18 protein-coding genes and 2 pseudogenes are annotated in these 20107 nt (G+C 67.6%); 1 reads left to right on the top strand and 19 read right to left on the bottom strand.

All coding sequences use genetic code 11. The features are described from left to right. The 14 genes and pseudogenes from G3N61_RS26825 to G3N61_RS26890 form a co-directional block, all read right to left on the bottom strand. Positions 1 to 447 (bottom strand): acyl-CoA dehydrogenase family protein (locus G3N61_RS26825; protein WP_205824003.1); only part of this gene is annotated, 447 nt, incomplete at its 3' end. A 35-nt stretch (positions 448 to 482) separates the two neighbouring features. Next, entirely contained in the window at positions 483 to 1652 is a 1170-nt protein-coding gene (locus G3N61_RS26830) for an acyl-CoA dehydrogenase family protein (protein WP_089452831.1), read from the bottom strand. Beyond that, positions 1649 to 2458: an enoyl-CoA hydratase family protein gene (locus tag G3N61_RS26835; protein WP_205824004.1), complete on the bottom strand. Its 810-nt coding sequence runs from the start codon at positions 2456 to 2458 to the stop codon at positions 1649 to 1651. Before G3N61_RS26835 ends, G3N61_RS26830 begins: the two co-directional genes overlap by 4 nt. A 25-nt stretch (positions 2459 to 2483) precedes the next feature. Continuing rightward, positions 2484 to 3572, bottom strand: a complete 1089-nt coding sequence (locus tag G3N61_RS26840; protein WP_205824005.1) for a nitronate monooxygenase — start codon at positions 3570 to 3572, stop codon at positions 2484 to 2486. Continuing rightward, positions 3569 to 4495 (bottom strand): enoyl-CoA hydratase, encoded by a 927-nt coding sequence (locus G3N61_RS26845; protein WP_205824006.1) that lies wholly within the window; start codon positions 4493 to 4495, stop codon positions 3569 to 3571. Before G3N61_RS26845 ends, G3N61_RS26840 begins: the two co-directional genes overlap by 4 nt. Positions 4496 to 4503: 8 nt before the next feature. Then, positions 4504 to 5301 carry a ketoacid CoA transferase gene (locus G3N61_RS26850; RefSeq protein WP_043186560.1) on the bottom strand — a complete coding sequence of 266 codons (798 nt, stop codon included), beginning with the start codon at positions 5299 to 5301 and terminating at the stop codon, positions 4504 to 4506. A gap of 11 nt (positions 5302 to 5312) precedes the next feature. Then, positions 5313 to 6206: a CoA transferase subunit A gene (locus G3N61_RS26855; RefSeq protein ID WP_205824007.1), complete on the bottom strand. Its 894-nt coding sequence runs from the start codon at positions 6204 to 6206 to the stop codon at positions 5313 to 5315. A 9-nt stretch (positions 6207 to 6215) separates the two neighbouring features. Then, positions 6216 to 7112, bottom strand: a complete 897-nt coding sequence (locus G3N61_RS26860; RefSeq protein WP_205824008.1) for a VOC family protein — start codon at positions 7110 to 7112, stop codon at positions 6216 to 6218. A 380-nt stretch (positions 7113 to 7492) separates the two neighbouring features. Next, the gene (locus G3N61_RS26865) at positions 7493 to 8290 is read right to left on the bottom strand and encodes an FkbM family methyltransferase (RefSeq protein ID WP_230624453.1); all 798 of its coding nucleotides are present in this window, start codon (positions 8288 to 8290) and stop codon (positions 7493 to 7495) included. A gap of 116 nt (positions 8291 to 8406) precedes the next feature. Further along, positions 8407 to 8547 (bottom strand): annotated as a pseudogene (locus G3N61_RS26870) (VapC toxin family PIN domain ribonuclease); the annotation flags it as partial. Positions 8548 to 8585: 38 nt separating this feature from the next. Further along, positions 8586 to 10142 (bottom strand): glycosyl hydrolase family 28-related protein, encoded by a 1557-nt coding sequence (locus G3N61_RS26875; RefSeq protein ID WP_089452825.1) that lies wholly within the window; start codon positions 10140 to 10142, stop codon positions 8586 to 8588. A gap of 552 nt (positions 10143 to 10694) precedes the next feature. Continuing rightward, positions 10695 to 10814 (bottom strand): annotated as a pseudogene (locus tag G3N61_RS40320) (DNA-binding protein); the annotation flags it as partial. 368 nt (positions 10815 to 11182) lie between these two features. Next, positions 11183 to 11860 carry a hypothetical protein gene (locus G3N61_RS26885; RefSeq protein WP_089452824.1) on the bottom strand — a complete coding sequence of 226 codons (678 nt, stop codon included), beginning with the start codon at positions 11858 to 11860 and terminating at the stop codon, positions 11183 to 11185. A 265-nt stretch (positions 11861 to 12125) separates the two neighbouring features. After that, positions 12126 to 12476, bottom strand: coding sequence for a hypothetical protein (locus G3N61_RS26890; protein WP_205824009.1), 351 nt, complete (start codon positions 12474 to 12476; stop codon positions 12126 to 12128). A 357-nt stretch (positions 12477 to 12833) separates the two neighbouring features. Here G3N61_RS26890 and G3N61_RS26895 point away from each other — a divergent pair, with 357 nt between their 5' ends. After that, positions 12834 to 14153 carry a hypothetical protein gene (locus G3N61_RS26895; protein ID WP_205824010.1) on the top strand — a complete coding sequence of 440 codons (1320 nt, stop codon included), beginning with the start codon at positions 12834 to 12836 and terminating at the stop codon, positions 14151 to 14153. A gap of 173 nt (positions 14154 to 14326) precedes the next feature. Here the strand turns inward: G3N61_RS26895 and G3N61_RS26900 are convergent, their stop codons facing one another. From G3N61_RS26900 to G3N61_RS26920, 5 genes are read right to left on the bottom strand one after another with little or no spacing between them, the layout of a single operon-like run. Beyond that, the gene (locus G3N61_RS26900; protein WP_205824011.1) at positions 14327 to 15100 is read right to left on the bottom strand and encodes an SDR family oxidoreductase; all 774 of its coding nucleotides are present in this window, start codon (positions 15098 to 15100) and stop codon (positions 14327 to 14329) included. Between the two features lie 32 nt (positions 15101 to 15132). Continuing rightward, positions 15133 to 16719 (bottom strand): FadD3 family acyl-CoA ligase, encoded by a 1587-nt coding sequence (locus tag G3N61_RS26905; protein WP_277405122.1) that lies wholly within the window; start codon positions 16717 to 16719, stop codon positions 15133 to 15135. 40 nt (positions 16720 to 16759) lie between these two features. After that, positions 16760 to 17809: a ferredoxin--NADP reductase gene (locus G3N61_RS26910; RefSeq protein ID WP_205824013.1), complete on the bottom strand. Its 1050-nt coding sequence runs from the start codon at positions 17807 to 17809 to the stop codon at positions 16760 to 16762. Positions 17810 to 17824: 15 nt separating this feature from the next. Then, complete coding sequence (locus G3N61_RS26915; RefSeq protein WP_089452819.1) at positions 17825 to 18343, bottom strand: flavin reductase family protein; 519 nt, start codon at positions 18341 to 18343, stop codon at positions 17825 to 17827. Further along, complete coding sequence (locus G3N61_RS26920; RefSeq protein ID WP_089452818.1) at positions 18340 to 20100, bottom strand: FAD-dependent oxidoreductase; 1761 nt, start codon at positions 20098 to 20100, stop codon at positions 18340 to 18342. The genes G3N61_RS26915 and G3N61_RS26920 overlap by 4 nt, the downstream gene beginning before the upstream one ends. Between the last annotated feature and the right edge of the window lie 7 nt (positions 20101 to 20107).

Here is a 20107-nt window from a genome sequence, read left to right on the forward strand (position 1 = left end):
GTGCAGCTCGCCGCGGTGCTCGCACAGCAGCGCCTGCGCGACGTGCACGTCGGCCGCATACGGGTTCACCGGATGCACGAGCGCGACGCGCGCGCGGCCTTCCGCGATGTCGTTCAGCAGCGCGTCGCGCCAGCCGCTCGCGGGCAGCCGCGCCAGCACGCCGGCCGACACGAGCGCCGTGTCGAGCAGCGGCTCGGGACTGCCGAAGTAGCCGTAGGTCTGCGCGAGCAGCGCCCATTCGACTTCGGTCAGGCCGAGGCCGCCGTGCGCTTCCGGCACCGACACGGCGGTCAGCCCCTGCGACGCGAACAGCGCCCACAGGTCGTCCGAACGCCCGGTCGGCGTGGCCCAGAGCTCGCGGATCAACTCGGGCGTCATCTCGGTCATCAGCAGGCGCTTCACGCTGTCCGCGAGCGCTTCCTGGTCTTCATCGAATACGAAATCCATACGATGTCCGTTCAGTGAGGGAGTCGCCGGCGCGCTTACGCGCGCGGCATGCCGAGCATCCGTTCGGCGACGATGTTGCGCTGGATCTCGTTGGTGCCCGCGTAGATCGGGCCGGCCTGCGCGAACAGGAAGCCGTCGAGCCAGTGGCCGAGCGTCGCGTGCTGCGCGGCCGTCTGCGGAACGACCTCGCCGTGCGCGCCGAGGATGTCGAGCGCCGTCTGGTGCATGCGCAGGTCGAGCTCGGACCAGAACACCTTGTTGGTGCTCGACTCCGCGCCGATGTGGCCGCCCTTCAGCAGCCGGCTCGCGGTCGCGTAGGTCGACAGCGCGTAGGCCTGCGCATCCATCCATGCCTGCACCACACGCTCGCGCAGCGTCGGATCGCGGTCCGCGCTGTCGCGGTGCGCGAGATACAGGTCGCGCAGCGCCTGCGCGGTGCGCTGGAAGCGCGCCGGCGAACGCAGCATCAGCCCGCGCTCGAAGCCGGCCGTCGCCATCGCGACCTGCCAACCCGCGCCTTCGGCTGCGAGACGGTTCTCGACCGGCACGCGCACGTCGTCGAAGAAGATTTCCGCGAAGCCCGTCTGCCCGTTCAGCTGGCGGATCGGCCGCACCGTGATGCCCGGCGCGGACAGCGGCACCATCAGGAACGTGAGCCCGTGGTGGCGCGACGATTCGGGGTCGCTGCGGAACAGGCCGAACAGCCAGTCGGCCCACACCGCGCGGGTCGACCAGATCTTCTGGCCGTTCAGCACGTATTCGTCGCCGATCCGGGCAGCGGTCGTGCGGATCGCGGCCATGTCCGAGCCCGCGTTCGGCTCCGACCAGCCCTGCGCCCACACGTGCTCGCCGGCCGCCATCGCGGGCAGGAAGCGCGCCTTCTGCTCCGCCGTGCCGAAATCCATCAGCGTCGGGCCGAGCAGGAAGATGCCGTTCTGGTTCACGCGCATCGGTGCGTCGGCGCGCCAGTATTCCTCTTCGAAGATCAGCCACTCGATCAGGTCGCAGCCGCGCCCGCCCAGCTGGCGCGGCCACGTGACCATGCTCCAGCGGCCCGAGTGCAGCGTGCGCTCCCATTCGCGGTGCGCGGCAAAGCCTTCTTCCGTGTCGAAGCTCGGCAGCCGCTCGCGCGGCACGTGCGCGGCGAGCCAGTCGCGGATTTCCGCGCGGAACGCCTGCTGTTGCGGCGTATAGGTCAGGTTCATGCGCGTGCCTCCTCGGCGGGGGCCTGCGCGTCGAAGCGCGCGTCGCGCTTCTCGACGAACGCGGCCCGTGCCTCGGTCGAATCGTTCGTCATGTACGCCTGCAGCGTGAAGCCCTGCTCCCAGCGGTACTTGTCCTCGAGATCGCCGTCCTCGACGCCGTTCAGCGCCTCCTTCGCGAGCCGCACCATCGCCGGGCTCTTCTCGGCGATCTTGCGGGCGATCGCGAGCGCCGCGTCGCGCAGCGTGTCGCGCGTCACCACCTGCTCGACCGCGCCGAGCCGGTACGCTTCGGCCGCGTCGATCATCTCGCCGGTGAAATACATCATGCGCACCTTCTGCACGCCGAACAGCCGCTGCAGATGCGCGCCGCCGCCCATCGCGCCACGGTCGATCTCGGGCACGCCGAAGCGCGCGCAATCGGCCGCGACGACGATGTCCGCCGCACCGCAGATGCCGATCCCGCCGCCGAGCACGAAGCCGTGTACGGCCGCGATCACCGGTTTCGGGTTGCGGTGCACCGCGCGGAACGTCTCGTAGTTGCCGGCGTTGACCGCGACGATCCGCTCCGGATGCACGGCCAGTTCCTTGATGTCGACGCCCGCGCAGAAGCCGCGGCCCTCGCCGCGCACGACGATCGCGCGCACGTCGTCGTCCTCGCCGAGCGCGTCGAGCGCGCGAGCCAGCGCGTGCCAGCCCTGCGCGTCGAGCGCGTTCACGGGCGGATGGGCGATCACCAGTTCGGCGATGCCGTCCGCGCGGTCGATCCGGAACGGCGTTGCGCCGGCCGGTTGGTTGGATGCTGTCATCTCCTCTGCCTCCCTGTGATTATGTTCACGCGGCCTGCGTCGCCGGCACGCCGCGCAGCACGGCCAGCGCATCGAGCCGCTCGCCGGCTCCCGCGACGATCCGCGCGATCAATGCGTCGCACGATTCGATCGCGCCGATCATCGCGGCCGCCTGGCCGCTCGGCAGCACGCCTTCGTCGGGGCGGCCCTCGACGATCGCGCGCTGGATCAGGAACGGCGCGTTCGCGGCCATCAGCGTCTGACTCGCCGTGTAGTCCTGCGAGCGCAGCGCCTTGAGCGCGAGGCCGAGCATGTCGCCCGTGCTCAGCCCGTTCTGGCGCCGCCACGCTTCGGCCGTCTTCAACGCGAACCACGTGCGGCGCAGCGGGCCGAAGCGTTCGAGCTTCAGCAGATACGGGTTGTCGATCATCCGTTGCGGCAGCCCGTCGAGCGCGTCCGACACGCGGATCCGCGCCGGGTCGCCGACCGCGACGTAGCGTTCGAGCGTTTCGCGCGGCACCGGCGATTCGGCGCTCATCAGGAAGCGCGTGCCCATCGCGATGCCGGCCGCGCCGTAGGCCAGCGCGGCAGCCAGCCCGCGCCCGTCGAAGAAGCCGCCGGCCGCGACGACCGGCACCCGCACCGCGTCGAGCACCTTCGGCAGCAGCAGCGTGGTCGGCACCGCGCCCGTGTGGCCGCCGCCTTCCGCGCCCTGCACGGTGACGATGTCCGCGCCGAGCTCGACCGCCTTCGCCGCGTGCTTTGGCGCGCCGACGGTCGGCATGCAGACGATGCCGGCCTCCTTGAAGCGGCGGATCGTCTTCGCGTCAGGCCCGCGGCCGTAGCTGACCGCGCGCAGCCGGTGCTTGATCGCGAGTTCGACGACCTGCTGCGCGTTCTTCTGGAACATGTGGAAGTTGATGCCGAACGGCTGGTCGGTCAGCGATTTCACCTTCAGGATCTCGGCCTCGACCTGCTCGGGTTCGAGCGTCGCGCCAGCCAGGAAGCCGAAGCCACCCGCATTGCTGGTGGCGGCGACGAGCCGTGCGTCGGCCACCCAGCCCATCGCGGTCTGCACGATCGGGTAACGGCAGCCGAGCAGGTCGCACAGCGGCGTATGCAGCGTCGTGCTCATGCGGCGGCTCCGTTGACGGCGGCCGGTGCCGGCGCCTGCGCGTCGCTGCGGTCCGCGCCGTTCGGCTGGCGCTGCGAGCTGGCCATGCTGCGGGCGTCGTAGCCGCCGAGGCGATCGCCGCTCACCAGTTCGTTGTGCGCATGCGCGAAGTGATGCCACGCGAACGCCGCATCCATCGCCGCGCGCTTGCCCTGCAGTTCCTCGACGTGGTTCAGCGCCTGCTTGGTCAGCGTGAGCCCGAGGCGCGGCATCGTCGCGATCTTCGCGGCGATCGCGTAGGTCGCGTCGCGCAACCGCTCGCGCGGCACCACGCGGTTGACCATGCCCATCTGGTACGCACGCTCGGCCGGCATCCGCTCGCCGAGGAACAGGAATTCCTTCGCGATGCGCGGGTTCAGTTCGTACGCGTGCGCGAAATACTCGACACCCGGAATCCCCATCCGCACGACCGGGTCCGCGAAAAACGCATCCTCCGACGCGACGATCAGGTCGCACACCCACGCGAGCATCAGCCCGCCGGCGATGCAGGCGCCCTGCACCATCGCGATGGTCGGCTTCGGCAGGTCGCGCCAGCGCCGGCACATCCCGAGGTACACCTCCTGCTCGCGTGCATAGAGGAATTCACCGCCTTCCTTGTCGACGTGGTCGTACCACAGCGACTCGCGCTCGAACGACTCGTGGATATCGCGGCCCGGCGTGCCGATGTCGTGGCCCGCCGAGAAATGCTTGCCGGCGCCCGCGAGCACGATCGCCTTCACCGCATCGTCGTGCGCCGCGCGCCGGAACGCCGCGTCGAGCGCATAGGTCATCTTCGAGTTCTGCGCGTTGTGATACTCGGGGCGGTTCATCGTGATCGTCGCGATGCCGCCTTCGACCGCGTAATCGACGACGCCGTCGCCGAACGTCAGCTGGGTCGCTTCCATGTCTGACCTCATCCCCGGCGCGGCGCCGGATTGTTGCGCACGATCGTCGCGCGCAGGTTGTGCGGATCGAGCGAGCGGACGATGCGCAGATCGTCGGCGTTCGGCGCGGCCGTCGTGCCGAGGTCCGGTGCGGCGATCAGCGGGAAGCCCGTCGCGTCCTGCACCTCATCGAAGCTCACGCCCGGATGCAGCGAGCGCACGCGGATCGCATGGTCGGGCCCGCCGAAATCCATCACGCACAGATCGGTGACGATGCTGCGCAGGTCGACGAAGGTCTTCATCCCGGGCAGCCGGCGCGCCGGGTTGTAGCCGACCGTGCACACCATGTCGACTTCGTGTTCGACGAACGTGCGCTTGCCGTGGCCGCTGACGAAGAACGAGTTCGCGTGGTTCGTCGTGTTGCCGGGGAAGCCGCGTGCACCGAGCAGCTGGGTTTTCGGGCGCGCATAGTCGTCGCCGAGCCACGAGATGTTGGCCTGGCCGAAGCGGTCGATCTGCGTCGGCATCACGAGCGCATGACGGCGGCCGTGCCACAGGCAGTCGAACACGCGTTCGTAGGTCATCCAGCCGCTCGCCTTCACGCGATAGCCGTCGGGACGCGGGCCGAGCGGCACCGGCTCCTCGACGAGATACGCTTCGCCGTCGGTCAGCATCAGCCCGTTGTTGTATGCAAGGCGCGCGAGGCCGGCCGCGAGCCGCGGGCCCGTGCCGATGCCGGTCGCCAGCACTTCGCCGTCGTCGCGCCAGAGCCGCGCGGACGCGACGATCATCAGTTCCGCGAGGGAATGGTCGAGAGATTCGCTCACAAGGCGCTCCTTTACAGAATCGGCAACGGCAGCGTCGTCACGTGCGACAGCCCGCCGACGCCTTCGAGGTACTGGCGTTCGTCCTGGCCGACCACGTCGCGCAGGTACGCCGCCGTCTTCGCGTCGTCTTCCGCGCTCGTGCAGTACGCGCGCAGGTGCGGCAAGTCCCAGCCGTAGGCCGGCCCGCACGAGGTCGGGTGCGCGCCGCCCGGCGCATGCACGACGCCGCTGACGAGCGAGCGCTCGAACGGGTTGCGTTTCGCGGCGTCGAGGTCGTCGCTCGCGAGCGACGCGTCGACCGTTTCCGCCGACACGTAGCAGCGCTGCGCCGCACGGGCCAGCCACGCGTCGAAGAACGGATCGGGACCGTCGATGCGCGTGTTGCCCATCCGGTCGGCCGCGTTCACGTGCAGCAGTGCGACGTCGAGTTCGATCGCGGGCATCGCGAGCAGCGTCTCGCCGTCGTCGTACGGCGATCGCACCGTGCGCAGTTGCGGCGCGTGGTCGAGCAGCGCGGTGCCGAGCCCGGCGCGCGTCGGCAGGAACGGCAGGCGCGCGGCGGCCGCGCGCAGGCCGAGCTGCAGCATCCCTTCGTCGAGTTCGAGCACGTCGACGCGGCCCTGCTCGCGGGCGCGGCGGAAATGCGGTTCGAGCGGAATCACGTCGAGCGACACGAAGCCGAACACCACCTTGCGCACCTTTCCGGCCGCGCAAAGCAGGCCGACATCGGCGCCGCCGTATGCAACGATCGTCAGGTCCTTCAGGTTCGAGCGCGCGATCTCGCGCACCAGCGCCATCGGCTTGCGCCGCGGCCCCCATCCGCCGATGCCGATCGTCATGCCGTCGGCGAGTTGCGCGACCACGTCGCGCGCGGACATCGTCTTGTCGAGAGGTTTCATCGTCATCGTGCTGGCTTACCGGTATCCGATGCTGAAGTCGTGGCCCCACTGGCTCACCTGGGTAGCCTCGAACACCGCGTGCTGCGACCAGTCGACCGTGAGGCCGCCGAAGCCGTATTCGAGATCGAAGCCGCCGGGGGTCTTCATGTAGAACGAGATCATCTGGTCGTTGCAGTGACGGCCGAGCGTCGCGGACAGCTTCACGTCGTGCGCGGCGACGCGATCCAGCGCGCGGCCCACTTCGTCCATCGAGTCGACTTCGGCCATCACGTGCACGCAGCCGGACGGCACGGCCATCTCGAACAGCGCGAGGCTGTGATGGCGCGCGTTGCGGCAGTGCATGAAGTGGATGCGCTTCTCCGGCTCGGCCGGATCGGGCGTGAACTTCACGCGGTAGATGTCGGACAGCTCGAAGCCGAGCACGCCGCGCACGAACGCGTCGGTCGCGTCGAACTGCGGCGCCGGCAGCACCGCGTGGCCGAGCCCCATGTCGCCGGTGATGAAGCGCGACACGCCGAGCGGCGACACGAAACGGCGGAAGTCGCAGCGCGGCCCCCAGTAGAGTTCGTGGCGGTTGCCGGACGGGTCGGTGCACCACGCCATCGCCTGCACGCGGCGCAGCGCGGCTTCGTCGCGGGTGGCGCGCACGGGTTCGACACCTGCGCGCTGCAGTGCCGCAAGCGCGGCGTCGAACGCGGCGCCGTCGGGCAGTTCCCAACCCGACGCGAAATAGCGGTCGGCCTGGCCGGGAACGATCACGTAGCGGAAATCGCGTTCGTCCATCTTCAGGTACAACGCGCCGTCGGGCGCGTCGATCGCCTGCATGCCCAGCACGTCTTCCGCATAGCGGCGCCACGCGTCGACGCGGGTCGCTTCGACGACCACATAGCCGAGTGCACGGACATCGATCATGTCGGCCTCCTCCTCGTTCAGAATCCGTTGTTCGTGAAAGGATTCTGGCCGGTCGGGGATGGCGTCACATCGTCTGTTGGGACGAGAGGCAGCGGGGAACGGGAGGTTCGCGAAAGCCCGGCGGGACGACGCGGGGATGCGGGAGGGCCGGGAAAACCCGGACGGGTTGCCGTCGGGTTGTTGCCGGGTTGTTGCCGGGTTGTTGCCGGGTTGTTGCCGGATTCTTGCGAACCGGACACGGGATCAGCTCATCGACCGTCTGCCCCGTGCATTCGCAGCGGCAGGAAGGTCATCACGCGCGCGCCGGTGCGGCCTTCGATATGCATCCGGCGGTCGACTCGGGGAGCCGGAGCGCTATGCCCCGATCCCCGCGCTGCGGTTCACGCCGGCGCGAACCGCACGCGCCGCCACGTATCCGGATCGACGCACACGCCTTCGTTGTCCGGCGTCACTTCGACGAGCCCGTGCATTTCGCCGCGTTCGCGTGGAATGCACACGAGGTCGAACGACCAGATGCCGTCGAACACGTTCTCCGGATTGCCGAGGAAATTGAGGCGATTGAACACGGGCGTGATGAAATACCAGACGCGGTAGTCGAGCGCCGAGAAACGCTCGAGAAACGCCTTCGAGCCGTCACCCGTGTAGTGATTCAAGTATTCCAGATAGACGATCGGACGATGCCGGCGGAGCGTGTCACCCGCGCCGCGGATCAGGTTCGGCTCGAAACCTTCGACGTCCGCCTTCAGGAAATCGACCCGCGGCAAGTCGAGCGAGTCGAGTGTGCGCAGCGGTACCGGTTCAGTGTCGCGATTCGTGCCGAGCAGCGACGACGCGCCGAAGTTGTTCGGCGAACGCGGATCGAAGACCGGGAACGGCACCGAGCCTTCCGCATCGCCGACCGCGCACTGCAGCGCGCGGACGTTCAACCGCTGGTTCAGCGCGAGATTCGCACAGAGCAACTGGAACGTATGACGCTGCGGCTCGAGCGCGTACACCGCGCCGCGCTCCCCGACCGCCCGGGACAGCATCACCGTGTGCGAGCCGAGATTCGCGCCGGCCTCGACGACCGTGTCGCCTTCGCGGACCATCTGCGCGAAGAGGAACGACTCGGGCTCGGACCACTCGCCGTACAACGACAGGCTGCGCCCCACAAATTCATCATTCGAATTGAACAGCATCGTGCCGTATCGGCATCGTTGTTGTGCGTAAAGCGTCATCGCGTCCCCGTTCGTTTTGATTGGTTTTCCGCGCGATTATACGGGGTAAAAAGAAACGGTTCGGGCAGGCCGCGCGGCTAGTCGAACGGATTCGGCAACCGCACGCCGGTGCGCGAGAAATCGTCGACGTTGCGCGTGACCACGGTGGTGAGATCGTTGATCCGCGCGGCGGCCGCGATCGGTTTGTCGCGTTCGTGCGCTGGATCGGGCACGCGCAACCGAGCGCGAACCCCGCAAGGATCTTCTTCAGCGCGGCTCAATACCCCTCGACCTTGAAAGAGAACGTGAGCGCGGTATGCGGCGATCCCGACGTGATCGTCACGGCCTTGTTCGTCGCCGACACCCAAAATGGAACCGCAGCCGTCGTTGGCGTAGCCTGAACGCTGACGACGGCATGCGGAAACCCTGCCGTCCGGTTGCCTTGATAGGTGGGGAATGTGAATGAACCACTCGTCGCGCCCGCCGGGATCGTGATCTGCCCGGCCTGCGTGATCTTTCCTGAATTGTCGACCTGGACATATCCGGGTGGGCTCTTCGTGAAATAGAACTGCCTCATCCCGGCCGGCGCATTGTCCTCACTCCACCAGAGCGTCGATCCGGGATCGACCGTCGGCATCGCTTGCGAGTTCTCGGCGTCGTACCAGACGATATTGTTTCCCACCGCAGGATAGGCGAGCGGCTTGCCGGACGCGTCAACCCCCTGCGAATAAACGCCGCCCTGGTTGCCGTGCTGGCTGCCCCCCGTGCCAACCAGATAGAACGTGTTGTGACGCGTATTGGCATACGGCGACGTATTCGAGCCATTCAGCACGAGCCCTTTCGCTGTTCCATCCTTCGCGTTGTATAGATTGATCACGTCAAACCGTTCGCTGTCGTCGCCATTCAGCACGATACCGGGCGAATTGAAATAGACGGCTTGAATCAGGAAGAAGTGATTCCAGCAGGCATTGTGATCGTAAGCACTGTGCGTGATGAGCACCGACCCGTCAGTCGGCAGCGTTTGATACCCGGAAATATTGTAGAAAATGTTTCCCGTGACGTCCGAATTCTCCGTTGCCGCCGGCGAAATGTCCGTCTGCACAAAAGCGGTAGCCCAGTGGGCTGCACGAATGTCGTAAGTCCCGTACCGGGCTGAAATCAGATTGACAGCGATACCGCCACGGGAATTGTTGCCATCCCAGAAGATCCCCATGACGCTGTTGTCTTCCGTCTTCTGATCACCGGATGGGGCGATCGTCAGCGCAGTGCCACCGCGCGGGCCGACCCAGCGATTGATCGTCGTCGCGTTGATCTTCGGCGCATTGTCGTTGTATCCGCCCCCTCCAGAACCGATCAGCTTGACGGCCGGACAGTTGATCGTCACGTTGTGGTCCCAGAGATATGTGCCCGGCGGCTCATACACCGTCTTCTGTGACGGTGACGCACACGCGTAGTTGATCGCATTCTGAATCGCCGTCGCGCTCGGTCGTGTGCCGGTCGGGTCCGCACCGAATGCGATCACCGAAATTTTCTGTTCCCGCAGAATCGCCTGCAACGCGCGATCGCTTTCGCCCACCCCACCGAAATTGAACAGTAACGACGGATTCGATGCAGACGCCGCAAGCGATGTGAACTTGCCAGAAGCCGGACGCGCACTCCCGATCGTTGCGCCGTTGATCGCACCGCTCTGGATCGAAGCCGTCCGCAACGCATCGTTAAGCTGCGTTGCAGTCAGAAGCTGCCCAGGCACACCCTGTGCATACGCTGGATCGAACACTGCCGCTGCAACCAGGAGGCCTGCGATACTGCGAAGCCTCGTGCGGAAAATTTTCATGCTTGTTGCACTCCTTGTTACGAGCCGCCCGGTGCCGCTCAAACGGCACCCTGCATTGCTTGAATGGTTGTTCCCGTGTTCACCTGCTTTCTCCCAGCGACCAACCCATCGCTTCCCGACCGACGATGACACCGGATTGCCACACTTTGTTCCGCAACGCATTCACGGAAGACTGACCGTTGCTGTTCGCACCGAGGCCAATCGTCTTCCCTCCGTCGCCGACGTGTCGTTGTCGTTCGACATGAATCAGGCATTCGGAAATGCGATCGGGAGAAGCGCGGAACGAGGTGAAACGCGTTCGAATCGTCAGCCGACATCGACGTGGAAACGGTCGAATTCGAAACCGGGCGGAGCTGCTCGATGCCGATCTTCGAGGCGCTGTCGCGCAAGTTCCATGAAGACGCGATACGAAGGCGCTACTCGGCCATATGGCTGACGCGTCGGCCGAAACCTATGCAGATGCGCGAGGCGTCACGACCATTCAGGTGAAGGTGAGTTCTTGACGAATTCTGAACAGATTCAGAACATGCCCTTGTGCGACAACGGTTTCCGGCCGAGCGCAGCGGCCAGAATGGCCCGATATTCGGGCTCCGCACGCCTGCCATTGGCCGCAGCCCGCTCGCGCAGGCGCTGAACGATATCGTCCACGTCACGCACCAATAGATTTGCCATGATTCCCTCCATCCAGGCTGATTCAATCATAGTGCCATGACACCCGTCGCAATCACGGCTATCACCACCATTGACGGAGGGAGGACGGTGGTTGGCGTCGGCGAACGGCAACGGGGCGCATGAATCCTTTCGACATGCGCCGCTCGCCCGACACGTCGAACCGCTGGGTGCAAGGCAAGCCGGATCGGTCCGGCGGGAAAGACGGCCGATCAGCCAGTCGTCCCATCCGTTGAAGGCACGCGCAAACCGCCGCCGCACGCCGCGCTCGCGACGGTCGTCAGTTGCCACCCTTGCCGGCACCCGTTGTCCCGCCCGTATCGGCGCTGCCGGCCAGCCCCGCCCGGCACACGCAACGGGAGCGCAACCGCTCAGAACCGATACGAAATCCCGATCTGCAAAACCGGATACCACCGATAGCGCGACATCACCTGCCGCAGCGAATCCAGCCCGCTCGAGACCAGGACCTGGCTCTTCGCCGGCCCGGCCGCGGCCGCCAGTTCCGGCGACAGCGTGTACGAGCATTTCGGGATCCCGTACGCAACGCCGAGATCGGCGACGAATCCCAGCCCTTTCGACGCCGGCCGATGCCCGTAGCCGATCCCGACGTACGGCATCACGGTCGGATAGCGCGCTTCCGCCACCGCATACATCCCCGGCATCGCCGGATAGCGCTTGCCGCCGAACACATAGGTGCCGTTGGTCGGCACCGATACGCCGCGGATATCGTCGTCGTTGAAGCGCATCCCGAGCGTCGCCCGGAATCCGCTGCCGTGCCACGGAAAGATGTCCGCGTACAGGCCGCCCTGGCGCAGCTTCAGGTCGTCCTGATAGCGATTGCCCGCGACCGTGAAGTCATGCGAAAGATCGATCGCATTGAAGTCCGCATGCGCCCCCAGGATCGAATTGAAGCTCACGGCCGCGCCGATACCGACGCCCTGCGTGCCGCCCTGCAGGTAGATCTCCTGCGCATGCGCGCTCGCGGCGCACATCACCGCGACCGCTGCCCATTGGTTCACCGTTATTTTCACGGGCGCCTCCCCCGACATGTGCCGGGCGCGCCTCGCCAACGCATGCGGCCTGTGCCGCCCTGCGTGATGCGAACCCCGACACGACACCTTGCAAGCACGCTTGCTGTTCTACGGATCGGGCACGCGTTGCCCCGTGCGCATGGCCGATACGACAGGCGCGGCAGGTGCGCCACCCCACGCGGCGCCCGCGGCCCGATCCGATTCCCCGATTGTTTCGATGTCGTTGCATGCCGACGATGCGTTCATCGTTGTTGCCCATTTCGTTTGCACCGGCGGCACCGGGTCACCCGCAAAGCGCGTGCCATACGGCGCAAACCGACGCGGGACAAGCGTCACCGCAAAACACGGAAGGTCGCGCGGGCTGTAACAGGAGGAAATGTTTCAGGCGCGCATCCTTATTCGGCGATCGATGCCGGGACACGCGATCCGCCGCGCCGTGCATCGGTGCCGCAACGCGTGCCGAACGAGGCGGGACGGCCTTCAGCGCATGCGTGTCGTCGTTGTCGCCGAACGCGTGCGGCGCCATGCATTGAAGAATGCGTTGCAAGAATGTGACCTCGCGCCGGTCGCGCGCGAGGTCGATGTGCGATCGCGCGTGGCAATGCAGGGTGAATACGGATGCGTGCGCATCCATCTTGTCCGCGTCGTGCACCGGGGAAATAAGCGAGCCGAAACGATGGGCGGGAACCGGTCGACATATCGACCCGCGTCGTAAACGATTTCAAGCGCGGGAAAGGCAGGTCATGTCGGCGCCGATGAAGCTCGATACGGAAGCGCAATCGCTCGACCACGCATTTCCGCACCCCGCTACACCCCATCCCCGGGACGAGACAGCGCCCCCGCGCAACTCCATCAAATTCACTTCACGGCATGACGGTAGAATCGGCCGGCGCATGTCGCAACGGGCCACGCCGGTTGTCCGAATGGCTGAACCCGTCTACAAAAAACCAACGGCGTCGAACCAACGCCGATCCAATCCGAGAGAAACCGAATGAACCAGGACGAAGCGCAAGCGCTATGGCAACGCCGCGTGCTCGACTACGCCGAAGCGATCAACCGTTACGTGGCAACCGGGCTCGCCAAAGGCTGGGACGAGGCCGGCGATGCCCCCGAATTCGCGAACAGCGACGACCTGCTGCCTGCCTGGCTGGCATCGCTTCGCGAAGCCAATGCGTCCTCCGAGCGAAAGGACATCCGGGCTCAGTGGCCGCTCGCGCATGAACCGTTGATGCCGCTGCTGGAGGAAAACGCGCAGAGCATTGCGGCCGTGCTCGCGCTGCGTGACGGCGGCATCCTCGTGCGCCTCGGTGCAACGTACGAACCTGGCAAGGTTCTGCATATCGACGGCGACACGATCACCGACATCCCGGACGTCCTCTTCTTCGGTCGCTGCCCGCGCCGGCGGTTCTTCGCCGTCGCACGCGAGCAAGGCGTCGAGGTGACGGACGGCTGGCAAGGGCCGCGTGTTGCATGGTGCCCCTGGCCGACGGGCCAGGAAGGCGTACCGGAGGGGTTCGACGTCCCGCCGCGCGAAACGCACCCGAAGCCGACCCGGCTCATCCCGTTTCCGGACGGCAAGCGCGTGCTGCTGGTCTCCGCCGACGGCACATACGTCCTGGACGAACAACGCGCGCATTTGCTCCTGCCGACCCAGGAGCAAATGCAGGAGCATTTCGACTGGCTCCGCAAGAACTACCCGGACGACACGCCCGACGTGTCGCTCGACATGGAGCACGGCGCGCTGTCTTCGGACGGATCGCTCATTGCCGTCGGCGCGCAGGATGGCGAGCATCGGGTATTCGACGCCCGCTTGCAATGCATCGCGACAGTCGGCCCGCACGGCGAGTATCCGCACCATGCCGTGTTCAGCGCCGACGGCAGCGTGCTCGCGCTGAACGCCTGCCACTTTTACAACGGCGCAACGATCGGCGTACAGGTCGACAAGCTTCCCGGGCTGCACTCGGATTTCTACGAGGATGCAGACGGCGTGAAAGTGATCGAGGGCAACGCACGCGTCTACGCATCCGCCGCGCGTCGCGACGAATTCATCCTCGGCGATGCCGGCGGCTATCTGCGCGCGGTCGACACGGACGGCAACGCCCGTTGGCAACATTTCGTCGGCTCGACGATCTGCGATATGGATCTGTCGGACGACGGCCGAACGCTCGTCGTCTCGACCTGTGCCGGCTATGTGTCGATTATCGAACTGGATGCCGGGCGGCAGCAGCCGTACCAGATCGGCAACGGCATGCATCTCGAACGCCGGCGCTGGCTGTTCTGGAAAACGGAGCCGGCACCGCTCGCGTGGTGATCGCGACCCTCGGGTTTCCCCGCGTCGACGCTGACATGAAGCGGTCCGTCACCGGAATCCGCAAGCCGGCATGACGGGCACACGATGCCTGCTCCTCGCTCATGGGGCAGGCATCGCTGCAGCGCGCTATCGGAATCGCGGGCGCGCACTGCCTGCCCGCAGCACCTCAACCGTCACAGCCCATACCCGCCCGACACATTCAACTGCTGCCCGGTAATGTAATTGGCCCGGTCCGACGCCAGGAACACCGCCGCCCGCCCGACATCGTGCGCCTTCCCCCAGCGCTTGAGCGCGAGCATCTTCTGCGTTTCGTCGATCCACGCCTGGTCGAACTGCCCCTGTTCGAGCAGCACCGGAAACATCCCGGCCTCGATCACGCCGACCAGGATCGAATTCGCGCGAATGTCGTAACGCCCCTCCTCGCGTGCCAGCCCCTTGACCAGCGCTTCGTTCGCCGCCTTCGGCGCGACCGACAGCCCGTCGCGGTCGGGCCAGCGCAGGTGCCCGGCCGACCCGAGCGTCACGAACGATCCGCCGCCCGACGCGCGGAAGTGCGGCAGCGCGGCTTTCGCCGCCACGAAGAAGCCGATCGTCTCGACGTCGATCGCGCGGCGCCAGTCGTCGTGCGTCATGTCGCCGATATGACGCTGGTTCACGAGCGGTCCGGCCGCCCACACGACCGTGTGCACGCGGCCATGCGCGTCGATCGCGGCCGCGAGCGCGGCATCGACCTGGGCAGGATCGGTCACGTCCACGCAGTGCGTGGTGGCCGCGACACCTTCGCCGCGAATGTCGCGCGCGACGCGCTCGGCCACGTCCGCCTTGCTGCGGTAGCCCAGCGCGACCGGCACGCCGGCGCGCGCAAACTCGAGCGCAACCCCCTGCCCGATCCCGCCGCTGCCGCCGAACACCAGCACCGCGCCCGGCGGAAAACCGTTGTCGTTCATGCGTTCATCCCGTTCGTGTGACGCGGCGGCGCTCAGGCCGCCGCCTCGGTCCCCGCCCGCAGACGGTACTTCAGCACCTTGCCGGCGGCACTCGTCGGCAGTTGCTCGACGAACGTGAAATGCCGCGGCACCTTGTAGTTCGCCATGTTGCGGCGCGCCCAGTCGTTCAGTGCGTCGGCGTCGGCATGCATGCCCGGCCGCAGCACGACATACGCATGCCCGACCTCGCCGAGCCGCGTATCGGGCACGCCGACCAGCGCCACCTGCGCGATCGCCGGGTGCGCGGCGAGCAGCCGCTCGATCTCGGCCGGATAGCAGTTGAAGCCGCCGACGATGAACATGTCCTTGATGCGGTCGGTGATCTTCAGGTTACCGTTCGCATCGACGCAGCCGAGATCGCCCGTATGCAGCCAGCCGTCCGCATCGACGGTCTCGCGCGTCGCGTCCGGCTGGTTGAAATAACCGCGCATCACGTTGTAGCCGCGCACCCAGATCTCGCCGGTCTCGTCCGGCCCGAGCGGCGCGCCGCCCGGCCCCGCGATGCGCAATTCGACATCCGGCATCGCGCGGCCCGACGTATAGGCGACCGTCTCCGCATCGTCGCCTTGACGGCACAGCGTCGCGAAACCGCACGATTCGGTCAGCCCGTAGCCGGTCAGCACCGTCTCGAAGCCGAGCTCCGCGCGCATCCGCTCGATCAGGCTCGGCGCGATCGCCGCCGCGCCCGTGACCGCGATCCGCAGCGACGACAGGTCGCGCGTCGCGCGATCGGGTGCGTCGAGCAGCGCGTAGTACAGCGTCGGCGGGCCGGGCAGCACCGAGATGCGGTCGTCGGCGACGCGCCGCAGCACGTCGGCCGGCTGGAACACCAGGTGCGGCAGCACGGTCGCGCCGCTCGCCAGCGCGGCGAGCCAGCCGGCCTTGTAGCCGAACGTATGGAAGAACGGATTGACGATCAGGTAGCGGTCGTCGGGCCGCACGCCGGCGATTGCCGCCCATGCCTGCGCAGCGCGCAGGTTCTGGCCGTGCGCGGTCATCACGCCCTTCGGGCGGCCGGTCGTGCCGGACGTGAACATCAGGTCCATCACGGTGTCGGGCGTCACCTGCGCCTCGCGTTCGCGCACTGCGGCCAGCGACACCGAGGCGCCGCGCGCGAGGAATGCGCTCCAGGTTTCGTCGCTCGCGCCTGAAGGCGGCTCGCCGTCGAACACGACGATGCGCTCGAGCGTCGCGGGCCGGTGCGGCGCGAGCATCGCCGGATAGGATTCGCCGAGGAAGGTGCCGCAGCAGAACAGCAGCCGGGCACCGCCGTCGTGCAGGATGCCGCCCACCTCCATCCCCTTCATCCGCGTATTGACCGGCACGAGGATCGCGCCGACGGTGTGGATCGCCAGCGCCGCGACGATCCATTGCGGCAGGTTCGGCGCCCACACCGCGATGCGGTCGCCGGCCGCGATGCCGCTCGCGAGCAGCGCGCGCGCGGCGTCGAGGCGTGCCGCATCGAGTTCCGCGTAGGTCAGCCGGCCATGCGCCGATTCGATCGCCGGATGCGCGCCGTGGCGCGCGGCTGCCCGTGCGATCAGCGCGGGCGTGGTCAGGATTTCGTTGTCCATCGTCATAGGCATCAGGTGGCCGTGCGCGCCGCCGGCGCGCCACGGCTCAGTCGGGAAACACCACGCGCAGCGCGTCGCTCGCGGGCCGTGCGCAACAGGCGAGCGTCCAGCCGGCCGCGATCTCGTCGTCGTCGAGCACGTGGTTGCTGTCGAGCGCCACCTCGCCGCGCTCGATCCGGCACATGCACGCGCCGCATTGCCCCATCCGGCACGAATTCGGCGCCGGCACGCCCGCGCGCAGCATTGCGTCGAGCAGCGTTTCGCCGGGCGCGCTGTCGAACGCGAACGCGTCGCCGTCGAGCACCGTCTCGATCGCCGCGCCGTCGCCGGACGCTGCGGCCGCCGCTGCGCTCGACGTAGCCGTATCAGCAACCTGCGCCGGCGCATCGGGCAGCGACGCAAAACGCTCCACATGCACGCGCGAACGCGGCAATCCAAGGCCGAGCATCGCGGCCAGCGCGTTCTCCATGAACAGCGCCGGCCCGCAGATGAAGGTCTCCTGCTGGCTGAACGGCCGTGCGAGTTCCTCGAGATGGCGCTGCTGCGGGATGCCCTGCACGCTGTCGAGCCAGTGGATCACGCGCATGCGGCCCGGGTGGCGCTGCGCGAGCTGCTGCAGCTCGTCGCGAAAAATCACCGAGCGTTCGTCGCGGTTCGCATAGATCAGCGTCAGCATCCCGCGTCCGTGCACGAGCGCCGATTTCAGGATCGACAGCACCGGCGTGATGCCGCTGCCGCCCGCGAACAGCAGCAGGTCGCCGTCGAGCGTGCGCGGCGTGAACACGCCGGCGGGCGGCAGCACGTCGAGCGTGTCGCCTGCCTTCACGCGATCGCACAGCCAGTTCGACGCGCGGCCGTCGCGCACGCGCTTGACGGTGATCTTCGGCGCGGCGTCGATGCCGGGCGCGCTCGACAGCGAGTAGCAGCGCGCGACGGTCGCATCCGCACAGGGCACGTTCAGCGTCAGGAACTGACCGGGCCGGTACGCAAATGCATCACGCAACGCGGCCGGCACGTCGAACACGAACGAGCACGCGTCGTCGCTTTCGGCAATCACGTCGGCCACGGTCAGCCGATGGAAGCGCGAATCGCTCATGGCCGGCTCCTCACGTCATGCGGCCGCACGGGCCAGCGGCGCGCCGGGCGTCGTGTACGCACCGTCGAGATAGACGAGCGGATCGACGTCGCCGCTCATCAGCACCTCGCGAATGCGGCCGATGAACACCGTATGCGTGCCGTATTCGAAGCGGCCGTCCTGCTCGCACACGAGGTTCGCCTGCGCGTCGCGCAGATACGGCACGCCGTGCGCCGACGTGTGCCAGTCGCCGGTCGTGAAGCGCGCCTCGCCCTTCAGGCGGCCGCTGCAATCGATCGCGATGCCTTCGTGGGCCGCCGCCAGCACGTTCACGCAGAACCCGGCGCCCGCGTCGAGCGGCGGATACAGCGACGCGCTGCGGTTGATGCAGATCAGCAGCGACGGCGGATCGGTCGACAGCGAATCGACCGCCGTCGCGGACATCGAATAGCGCCGGCCGTCGTGCGCGCTGCTGATGACCGTGACGGAGCGCGCGAGGCGACGCATCGCGAGCAGCATGTCGGTACGCAGCGGATGGGTGGTGAGATCGCTCATGATCGGACTCCGTCAAGTTCAGTCGTGGATGGCCGGGCCGGTTGGCCGCCGGCGTCGGCTGCGCGAGCAACCAGGTGGTCGGCGGCGAGATACCCGAAGGTCATCGCCGGACCGAGCGTCGAGCCCGCGCCGGGGTAGCTCGCGCCCATCATCGAGGCACTGGTGTTGCCGATCGCGTAGAGGCCGTCGATCGGCTCGCCGTCGGCGCGCAGCACGCGGGCGTGCACGTCGGTGACGAGCCCGCCCTTCGTGCCGATGTCGCCCGCGTCGATCCGCACCGCATAGAACGGCGCCTGGTCGACCGGCCCGAGGCACGGGTTCGGCTGGTTCTGCGGATCGCCGTAGTACGTGTCGAACAGGTTGTCGCCCTTGCCGAATGCTTCGTCGATCCCGGTGACCGCGTAGCGCGCCATGTCGCGCAGCGTGTCGTGCAGGCCGGCCGCGTCGACGCCGATGCGCGCGGCGAGCGCGTCGATCGTGTCGGCTTTCACGAGCACGTCGCGAAACGCGGCCGGAATCTTCGTGTCGGGCATCATCGATGCCGGCATGATCGGCCCGCACGGATACTTGCGGCGAAACCGTGCGTCGAACACCATCCACGCCGGCACGCTCGCGCCGGTGCGCGCGTGGTCGCGATACATCGCCGGCACGAATTCGGAATAAGGCGCGGCTTCGTTGACGAAGCGCTTGCCGAGGCTGTTCACGATCACGCAGCCCGGCAGGTTGCGTTCGACGAACAGCGCGCGCTGCTTCTCCTCGCCCGCGACGCCGACCGTCGGCGCGCCCCACACGTGCGCCATCAGCGCCAGCGCGCCGCCGAGCCGGTGACCTTCGGCGATCGCGTCGCCGGTATTGGCCGGCGGCGTCGCGCTCCACCGCGCCTGCGTCGGCTGCGGCAGGTAGCGCTCGCGCATCGGCTGGTTGCGCTCGAACCCGCCCGCGCCGAGGATCACGCCGCGTCGCGCGGTAATCGTCACGGGCTGCCCGAAGCGCTGCGCGCGCACGCCCGTCACGCGGCCGCCCACGTCGAGCAGGTCGCGCATCGGCGTATCGAGCCACACGGGCACGTTGCGGTCGAGCAGCGCGCGGCGCAGCCCGCCGATCAGCGCATTGCCGAGCGTCAGGCGCCGGTCGCGCCGCGTGCGGCGGCGCATCCCGATATCGAGCCAGTAGCGGCCGAACTGCGCGATCGCGAGCTTCATGAAGCCGGGCCCGCGCGAGAACAGCGTGTGCGCTTCCTTCGACGTCACCGCGACGCGCCCGCCGATCAGCGTGCCCGGCGACGGCGGCCGCAGCCGGTCGAACTCGTCGCCGAGCAGCCCGCCGTCGAACGGCAGCGGATCGAGCGCGCGGTAGCCCGGCATCGCGCCCGGTACCTTCTGGAAATAGTCCGCGTACTTCGGCAGCGACTGGTAACGCACGGGCGTCTGCGATTCCAGGTAGCGCAGCATCTCCGGCGCGCGGTCGAGATACGCGTCGATTTTCTCGGGCGTCGATTCGCCGGCCACGCACGCTTCGATGTAGCCGCGCGCGGCCTCGCGCGAGTCGGTCGCGCCCAGCTCGGCGATATGGTGGTTGCACGGCACCCAGATGCCGCCGCCCGACACGGCCGACGTGCCGCCGTACAGCGCCGTCTTCTCGATCACGACGACGGACAGGCCGCGGTCGGCCGCGCGGCACGCGGCGAGCAGCGCGCCGGCGCCCGAACCGACGACCACCACGTCGAACACGTATTGCTGTGCTTGCGGGTCGTTCATCGCGGCC

The sequence above is a fragment of the Burkholderia sp. Ac-20349 genome (assembly GCF_017104865.1).
Classification (GTDB): Bacteria; Pseudomonadota; Gammaproteobacteria; order Burkholderiales; family Burkholderiaceae; genus Burkholderia; species Burkholderia aenigmatica.

Bases quoted from the DNA above. Each gene is read 5' to 3' on its own strand.
- G3N61_RS26890 (WP_205824009.1), bottom strand. From the start codon at position 12,476: ATGGATGCGCACGCATCCGTATTCACCCTGCATTGCCACGCGCGATCG.
- G3N61_RS26860 (WP_205824008.1), bottom strand. From the start codon at position 7,112: ATGATCGATGTCCGTGCACTCGGCTATGTGGTCGTCGAAGCGACCCGC.
- G3N61_RS26920 (WP_089452818.1), bottom strand. From the start codon at position 20,100: ATGAACGACCCGCAAGCACAGCAATACGTGTTCGACGTGGTGGTCGTC.
- G3N61_RS26905 (WP_277405122.1), bottom strand. From the start codon at position 16,719: ATGACGATGGACAACGAAATCCTGACCACGCCCGCGCTGATCGCACGG.
- G3N61_RS26845 (WP_205824006.1), bottom strand. From the start codon at position 4,495: ATGGAAGCGACCCAGCTGACGTTCGGCGACGGCGTCGTCGATTACGCG.
- G3N61_RS26900 (WP_205824011.1), bottom strand. From the start codon at position 15,100: ATGAACGACAACGGTTTTCCGCCGGGCGCGGTGCTGGTGTTCGGCGGC.
- G3N61_RS26885 (WP_089452824.1), bottom strand. From the start codon at position 11,860: ATGTCGGGGGAGGCGCCCGTGAAAATAACGGTGAACCAATGGGCAGCG.
- G3N61_RS26855 (WP_205824007.1), bottom strand. From the start codon at position 6,206: ATGACGATGAAACCTCTCGACAAGACGATGTCCGCGCGCGACGTGGTC.
- G3N61_RS26895 (WP_205824010.1), top strand. From the start codon at position 12,834: ATGAACCAGGACGAAGCGCAAGCGCTATGGCAACGCCGCGTGCTCGAC.
- G3N61_RS26840 (WP_205824005.1), bottom strand. From the start codon at position 3,572: ATGAGCACGACGCTGCATACGCCGCTGTGCGACCTGCTCGGCTGCCGT.
- G3N61_RS26830 (WP_089452831.1), bottom strand. From the start codon at position 1,652: ATGAACCTGACCTATACGCCGCAACAGCAGGCGTTCCGCGCGGAAATC.
- G3N61_RS26835 (WP_205824004.1), bottom strand. From the start codon at position 2,458: ATGACAGCATCCAACCAACCGGCCGGCGCAACGCCGTTCCGGATCGAC.
- G3N61_RS26915 (WP_089452819.1), bottom strand. From the start codon at position 18,343: ATGAGCGATCTCACCACCCATCCGCTGCGTACCGACATGCTGCTCGCG.
- G3N61_RS26875 (WP_089452825.1), bottom strand. From the start codon at position 10,142: ATGAAAATTTTCCGCACGAGGCTTCGCAGTATCGCAGGCCTCCTGGTT.
- G3N61_RS26910 (WP_205824013.1), bottom strand. From the start codon at position 17,809: ATGAGCGATTCGCGCTTCCATCGGCTGACCGTGGCCGACGTGATTGCC.
- G3N61_RS26865 (WP_230624453.1), bottom strand. From the start codon at position 8,290: ATGCTGTTCAATTCGAATGATGAATTTGTGGGGCGCAGCCTGTCGTTG.